Source organism: Pelomicrobium sp., assembly GCF_036803785.1.
In the GTDB taxonomy this organism is placed as follows: domain Bacteria; phylum Pseudomonadota; class Gammaproteobacteria; order Burkholderiales; family UBA6910; genus Pelomicrobium.
Genome location: NZ_DAIRTR010000144.1, coordinates 1 through 7,100 on the forward strand (window position 1 = coordinate 1; position 7,100 = coordinate 7,100).

General features: G+C 65.9%; 7 protein-coding genes. 5 read left to right on the top strand and 2 right to left on the bottom strand.

What is annotated here, in order from left to right:
* From V7Q81_RS13495 to V7Q81_RS13515, 5 genes are all read left to right on the top strand, one after another.
* A partial coding sequence (locus V7Q81_RS13495) for a branched-chain amino acid ABC transporter substrate-binding protein (protein WP_333844201.1) occupies positions 1 to 1,112 on the top strand: 1,112 nt, incomplete at its 5' end.
* Between the two features lie 283 nt (positions 1,113 to 1,395).
* A complete protein-coding gene (locus tag V7Q81_RS13500) occupies positions 1,396 to 2,319 on the top strand; it encodes a branched-chain amino acid ABC transporter permease (RefSeq protein ID WP_333844204.1) in 924 nt (307 codons plus the stop codon).
* Between the two features lie 23 nt (positions 2,320 to 2,342).
* A complete protein-coding gene (locus tag V7Q81_RS13505) occupies positions 2,343 to 3,401 on the top strand; it encodes an ABC transporter permease subunit (protein ID WP_333844205.1) in 1,059 nt (352 codons plus the stop codon).
* Positions 3,398 to 4,165: an ABC transporter ATP-binding protein gene (locus V7Q81_RS13510; RefSeq protein WP_333844208.1), complete on the top strand. Its 768-nt coding sequence runs from the start codon at positions 3,398 to 3,400 to the stop codon at positions 4,163 to 4,165. The genes V7Q81_RS13505 and V7Q81_RS13510 overlap by 4 nt, the downstream gene beginning before the upstream one ends.
* A complete protein-coding gene (locus V7Q81_RS13515) occupies positions 4,162 to 4,872 on the top strand; it encodes an ABC transporter ATP-binding protein (protein WP_333844211.1) in 711 nt (236 codons plus the stop codon). Before V7Q81_RS13510 ends, V7Q81_RS13515 begins: the two co-directional genes overlap by 4 nt.
* Before the next feature lie 10 nt (positions 4,873 to 4,882).
* Here V7Q81_RS13515 and V7Q81_RS13520 read toward each other — a convergent pair whose 3' ends face one another.
* The gene (locus tag V7Q81_RS13520) at positions 4,883 to 6,253 is read right to left on the bottom strand and encodes a sodium-dependent transporter (RefSeq protein ID WP_333844214.1); all 1,371 of its coding nucleotides are present in this window, start codon (positions 6,251 to 6,253) and stop codon (positions 4,883 to 4,885) included.
* 255 nt (positions 6,254 to 6,508) lie between these two features.
* On the bottom strand, positions 6,509 to 7,100 hold a 592-nt coding region (locus V7Q81_RS13525), incomplete at its 5' end, for a DUF711 family protein (protein WP_333844216.1).

Here is a 7,100-nt window from a genome sequence, read left to right on the forward strand (position 1 = left end):
AGATTGGCCTGGCCGCACCCCTGACTGGCCCCCAAGCCCACATCGGCCAGGACATCAAGAACGGCGCCCAACTCGCCATCGACGACTTAAACGCCCAGGGTCTGGAGATCGGCGGCAAGAAGGTGAAATTCCAGCTGATCGTTGAGGACGACGAGGCGAACCCCACCAAGGCCACCGTGGTGGCCCAGAAACTGGTGGACGCCGGCGTCGTGGCGGTGGTGGGCCACTTCAACTCCGGCGCGTCGATCCCCGCCTCCAAGATCTATGCCGACGCCGGCATTCCCCAAATCTCTCCCTCCTCCACCAACCCCAAATACACCCTGCAGGGCTTCAAGACCACCTTCCGCGTCGTGGCCCACGACGACCAGCAGGGACCGGTGGATGCGCGCTTCGCGGTGGAAAGGCTTGGCGCCAAGCGCATTGCGGTGATCGACGACTCCACCGCCTACGGCCAAGGGCTGGCCGATGCCTTCGCGGCAACGGCCAAGAGCCTGGGGGCCGAGATCGTGGCCCGGGAGCACACCACCGACAAGGACACCGACTTCAAGGCCATTCTCACCCGGATCAAGGGCAAGAACCCGGACCTGGTGTTTTTCGGCGGCATCGATCCTCAGGCTGGTCCCATGAAGAAGCAGATGGCAGAACTGGGCATCGATGCCAAATTCATGGGCGGCGACGGCATTCAAACCCTCAATTTCATCAAGATCGCGGGCGATGCAGCCCACGGGACCATGGCCTCCATCCCGGGCCTGCCCAAGGACAAGATGCCCGGAGGCAAGGCGTTCCTCGAGCGCTTCAAGCAGAAGTTCGGCGTGGAGGTGGAACTCTTCGCCCCCATGGCCTACGATGCGGTGATGGTGTTCGCGGATTCCATGAAGCGCGCCGGCTCCACCGATCCAGCCAAGTTCCTGCCTGAAGTGGGCAAGACCCAGTACCAAGGGGTGATCGGTCCCATCGCCTTCGACGAGAAAGGGGATCTGAAGGACGGCCCCATCACCATCTATGTGGTGAAGAACGGGCAATGGGAGCCCCTCGAAACGGTGACGCCTACTCCAGCAGCGCAGGCCAGCCAGGCCGGGGCGCCGGCGCCAGCCCAGGCGGCGCAAAAGTAGCCGCCCTTCAGGATGAGCGGCACCCGCCGGAGGCCGCGAGCGCCCTGACAGGACTTCACGGGGAATGGGGCGGCGCCGGGCGAGGAAGCGTGCGCGGCTCCGACGGAGCCCGCGGTGGGCCCACGGGCAGGGACAGCAGGCGTGACTTGGCCGCGCCGCCCCCGTCAGGACCCGAATAGCCCGACAGGACAAACCGCCGCTTCACTCTGCTTGCACCAAGGCGCGGATCCTATGGGGCTTCAGTCCATCGCAGGGGCGTCTGCGTGAAATATCCGGGTCAACCGTGGATGTCTTTCTCCAGCAGCTGGTCAACGGCCTGATCCTCGGCAGCATCTATGCCATCGTGGCGCTCGGCTACACGATGGTCTACGGGATCATTGGCCTTATCAACTTCGCCCACGGCGACATCGTCATGGTGGGTGCGCTGGTAGTCTGGACCGTGTGCACCGCCCTAGCGGGTAGTGGCATGCCCGCCCCCCTCATCCTTCTCGCAGCGGCAGGAGCGGCGATGGCGGTGTGCATGATCCTGGGAGTATCCATCGAGCGGGTAGCGTACCGGCCGCTGCGGCGCGCGCCGCGGCTCGCGCCCCTGATCACCGCCATCGGCATGTCGATCCTGCTCCAGTACAGCGCCGCCCTCATTTGGTCAAAGCAGTATCTGGCGCTGCCGGAGCTCCTCCAGCCCACCCCGTATACTTTTGCTGGGGCAGCCATCACCGACTTGCAGGCCTTCATTTTCCTGCTCGCCTGTGCCCTGATGGCGGCCCTTGCCTGGTTCATCAAGCGCACCCGCATCGGCAAGGCGATGCGGGCCACTGAGCAGAACCGGGACGTGGCCGGACTCATGGGCATCGACGTCAACCGCATCATCGCCTTCACCTTCCTGGTGGGCTCGGGCCTGGCCGCCATCGCCGGATTGATGGTGATCCTCTATTACGGCATCGGACATTACTTCATGGGCTTCATGCTGGGCCTGAAAGCCTTCACCGCCGCCGTGCTGGGGGGTATCGGCAAGGTGAATGGCGCCATGCTGGGTGGCATGCTGCTGGGTGTGGTGGAGGCCCTCGCCTCGGGCTACATCGGAGATCTCACCGGCGGCTGGCTGGGGAGCAACTACCGGGACATTTTTGCCTTCTTGGTGCTGGTGCTGGTGCTGGTGCTGCGCCCTTCAGGACTGGTCGGTGGGCCCGCCTCCGAGCGGGCGTAAGGGCAGAGATCATGGCGAGGCTGATGGGAAACCATCCGGGGCTCAAGCGGCTCGCCTACGTCGGCGTGGCCGTGGTGCTGCTCGTCCTGCCTTTCATCGTCGATGCCGTCCTGGGGCGCACTTGGGTGCGCATCGTGGACGTGGCGCTGCTTTACGTGATGCTCGCCCTCGGGCTCAACATCGTGGTGGGCTTCGCCGGGCTGTTGGATCTCGGCTACATCGCGTTTTTCGCGGTGGGCGCCTACAGCTACGCCCTGCTCGCTTCGCCCCAGTTCGACATCCACGCTTCCTTCCTGGTGCTGCTGCCCCTGGGGGCGTTTCTCGCGGCGGTGTTCGGGGTGCTGCTGGGCGCCCCCACCCTGCGGCTGCGGGGCGACTACCTCGCCATCGTGACCCTGGGATTCGGAGAGATCATCCGCATCTTCCTCAACAACCTGAACCGGCCGGTCAACATCACCAACGGCCCCCTGGGCATCACCTTGATCGACCCGATTTCCCTGGGGGAAGTCTCTCTGAGCAAGACCTACGCCCTGGGGCCCCTCAGCCTCTCCCCCGTGCACAGCTACTACTATGTATTTCTCCTGTGCGCGCTTGTCTCCATCGTGATCTCGGTGCGCCTAGAAGACTCCCGCATCGGCCGGGCCTGGATCGCCATCCGGGAGGATGAGCAGGCGGCCAAGGCCATGGGCATCAACACCCGCAACGTGAAGCTGCTCGCCTTCGCCATGGGAGCCACCTTCGGCGGCGTCGCCGGAGGGTTATTCGCCTCCTTCCAGGGCTTCATCAGCCCCGAGAGCTTCACTCTGCTCGAGTCCATCATGGTGCTTTGCATGGTGGTGCTGGGCGGCATGGGCAACGTGGGCGGAGTGGTGCTGGGAGCGGCGCTCCTCACGGCGCTGCCCGAAGCCCTGCGTTACGTGGGCCCCCTGCAGCAGACCTGGTTTGGACACGTGTTCGTGGACCCCTCCGACCTGCGCATGCTCATGTTCGGCCTCGCCCTGGTGCTCATGATGCTGTTCCGCCCGGCGGGTCTGTGGCCGTCGAAGATCCGCAAACGCGAGCTCGCCACCGCCGCCGAATGAGCGCGCTGCTCGAGGCCCGGGGCATTACCAAGCGTTTCGGCGGCCTGGAGGCCCTCTCGGGTGTCTCTCTCACGGTACGGCGCGGCGAGATCTACGGGCTAATCGGTCCCAACGGCGCCGGCAAAACCACTTTTTTCAACGTGCTTACCGGCTTTTACACGCCGGATGCCGGAGCGTTCTATTTCGAAGGCAAGCCCTTGGACGTGGGGGCGCCCCATCGGGTGGCCGCCGCTGGCATCGCCCGCACCTTCCAGAACATCCGCCTGTTCGCCAACATGACGGCCCTGGAAAACGTCATGGTGGGCCGCCACGTCCGCTCCCGTGCTGGGGTCTTGGGAGCGGTGCTGCGGAATCGGACCACTCGGCAGGAAGAGGCCGACATCCACGCGCGGGCCCTCGCCCTCCTTCGCTACGTGGGCCTCGCACAGCACGCCAATCACCTCGCCCGCAATCTCCCCTACGGGGACCAGCGCAAGCTGGAAATCGCTCGCGCCCTGGCCCTGGAACCTCGGCTCCTCGCCCTGGACGAGCCGGCCGCGGGCATGAACGCTACAGAAACGGCGGAGCTGCGCGCCCTCTTGGAACGCATCCGCCGCGACGGGGTCACCCTGCTTCTGATCGAGCACGACATCAAGCTGGTGATGGGTCTGTGCGACCGGGTCGCGGTCCTGGACTACGGCAAAAAGATCGCCGAAGGCACGCCTGCGGAAGTGCGAGCAGATCCGGTCGTGATCGAGGCTTACTTGGGCGGGAGCCTTGCGTGAACGTACTGGAAGTGCGCGGTCTCAAAGTGGCCTACGGCCAGATCCTGGCGGTGAAAGGCATCGACCTCATCGTTCGGGAACGGGAGCGGGTGGCACTGATCGGCGCCAACGGAGCAGGCAAGACGACTACCCTTAAGGCCCTCGCCGGCATGATCCCGCCCGCCAGCGGAGAGATCCGCTACCTGGGGAAGCCAGTGACCGGCAAGCCTTCCTTCGAGCTGGTGCGAGAAGGGCTGGCCCTCGTGCCCGAGGGGCGCCAGGTATTCGGCAAGCTCACGGTGGAGGAAAACTTGGAGCTGGGTGCCTACGCCCGCAGCGACGGCCCGGCCATTCACCAGGATCTGGAGCGGGTCTATGGGCTCTTCCCCCGTCTCAAGGAGCGCCGGCGCCAAACCGCCGGAACCCTCTCCGGCGGCGAGCAGCAGATGCTGGCCATTGGGCGTGCCCTCATGAGCCGCCCCAAGCTTCTGCTCCTGGACGAGCCCAGCATGGGCCTCGCGCCCCTCATGGTGCAACGCATTTTTGAAGTGGTCCGAGAAATCTCCCGGGAGGGCGTCACCCTTCTGCTGGTGGAGCAGAACGCCCGCCTCGCCCTGGAGTTGAGCGATCGGGGCTATGTGATGGAGAGCGGCCTTGTCACCCTGGCGGGACCGGCGGCGGAGCTGCTCGGCAATCCCCAGGTGCGTCACGCCTACTTGGGAGAATGAGCAACACCGGTCAAGCGCCCGGCAGCAGCCCGATCAAATTCAGAAATACCAGCGCGATCGCCACCGGCGCCAGGTACCTGGCCGCAAGGCGCCAGGCCTTGAACCAGCCTTCGTCCAGGTCCAACTCTTCGCGGGCATGGGTCTGACGCATCACCCATGCGCCGAAGATCACGATGGCGAGCCCGCCGAGGGGCAGGAGAATGTTGGAAGCGAGATAGTCCAGGGCATCGAAGACGGAGCGCCCGAAGATCCTGAATCCTTCCCACACGTTGAAGGAAAGAAGCGCCGCCACACCCACCAGCCACACCACCACGCCAAAGGCTGCGCACGCTCGCCCGCGCTTTAGGCGCAGGTTCTCCACCATCCAGGCGATCCCCGGCTCGGCGATGGAGATGGCGGAGGTCCAGGCGGCAAAGACCACCAGGAGGAAGAACAGCGCGCCTAAGGCCGTGCCGCCGGGCATGGCACCGAAGGCGATGGGCAGCGTCTGCATGACCAGTCCTGGCCCCGCGGCGGGTCCCATGCCATGGGCGAACACGATGGAAAAGACCGCCAGCCCCGCGAGCAGGGCGAAGGCGGTATCGGCAGCCGCGACGTACACCGACACCCGGGCAATGGAGATGTGGCGCTGCAGGTACGATCCGTAGACCATCACCGCCCCCATGCCCAGGCTCAAGCTGAAGAAGGCCTGTCCCATGGCGGCCAATACCCCCTGCGGGGAGAGGCGGGAGAAGTCCGGATGGAACAGAAAAGCGGCGGCACCCGCCATGTCGCCCCGCGCGAGTCCGTAGCCCACCAGCACGAGCAAAATGGCGGCGAGGGCCGGCATCATGATCTTGGTCGCCCGCTCCAGGCCCCGGGTGACCCCGTAGGCCACCACCCCCATGGTGAGGAACATGAAGACGGTGTGCCACAGGGCGAGCTCGTAGGGGTTCGCCAGCAAGTCCCCGAAAGCCGCCTTGGCCTCCTGTGGACCCATGCCGTGGAAACGGCCCGCCCCCGCGCGCATCAGGTAGTCCAGCATCCAGCCGGCCACCACGCTGTAAAAGGAGAGAATCACCGCCCCGGTGAACACGCCCAGCACGCCCACCAGCTTCCAGGCCCGGGGAGCAGCCGCCTCCCGCGCGAGCCGCTCCATGGCGGCCACCGGGTTGCGCTGGGCCCGCCGCCCCAGCATGATCTCGGTCATCATTACCGGCAGCCCTATCAGAACGATGCAGACGAAGTAGATGAGGACGAAGGCCCCTCCTCCGTTCTCCCCCGCCATGTAGGGAAACTTCCAGATGTTGCCCAGTCCGATCGCCGAGCCGGCGGTGGCGAGCACGAAGGCCCAGCGACTAGACCAGTGGGCCCGGTGACCCGCCTGCGCAGCTGCGCTCATCTTCCTCGCCTCCCATGACCGAAACGACCACAAGTCGTAAACCGTTTTCCATCACCGGGCCATGGATGAACACGCCCGGCTCCCCACCGAAAGGACCAGGGCCTCCCCTCCATCGGTGAAAATCCGCGCCTTTCCTTGGCCGCCGGCGCATCGAGACGCCGGCGCAACCGGCCGAGCGCTCGCGCACACGCGCAAGATGGCCTCGCGGCTGCGCCCCACGTACTTTGCCCGATCAAAACAGCCCCGTCGCGAGTTTCAGTTGTTCAACGCCTGCAGCGGCGCCGGAATGCGCCCACCGCGCCGCACGAAGGTGAGGCTCGAGAGGCGATGGACCGCCATCACCGGCGCGCGTCCCAGCAGGCCCCCGAACTCCACGTAGTCACCCACGTCCTTGCCAGGTACGGGAATCAGGCGCACCGCCGTGGTCTTGCGGTTGATCATGCCGATCGCCGCCTCGTCGGCGATGATGGCAGCGAGCGTCTCGGGCGGCGTGTCACCGGGAACAGCGATCATGTCCAACCCCACGGAGCACACACTGGTCATGGCTTCTAGCTTGTCGAAGGTCACGCTCCCCAAGGCCGCCGCCTCCATCATGCCCGAATCCTCCGACACGGGAATGAAGGCTCCCGAGAGCCCACCCACGTAGCCCGAAGCCATAGCGCCCCCCTTCTTCACCGCGTCGTTGAGCAAGGCGAGCGCCGCAGTGGAGCCGTGGGCCCCCACTCGCTCCAATCCCATCGCCTCCAGGATGCGTGCCACGCTGTCGCCGGCGGCGGGCGTGGGGGCGAGGGATAGGTCCACCACCCCGAAAGGCAGCCCCCGCCCCACGGAGGCGGCGCGCCCCACC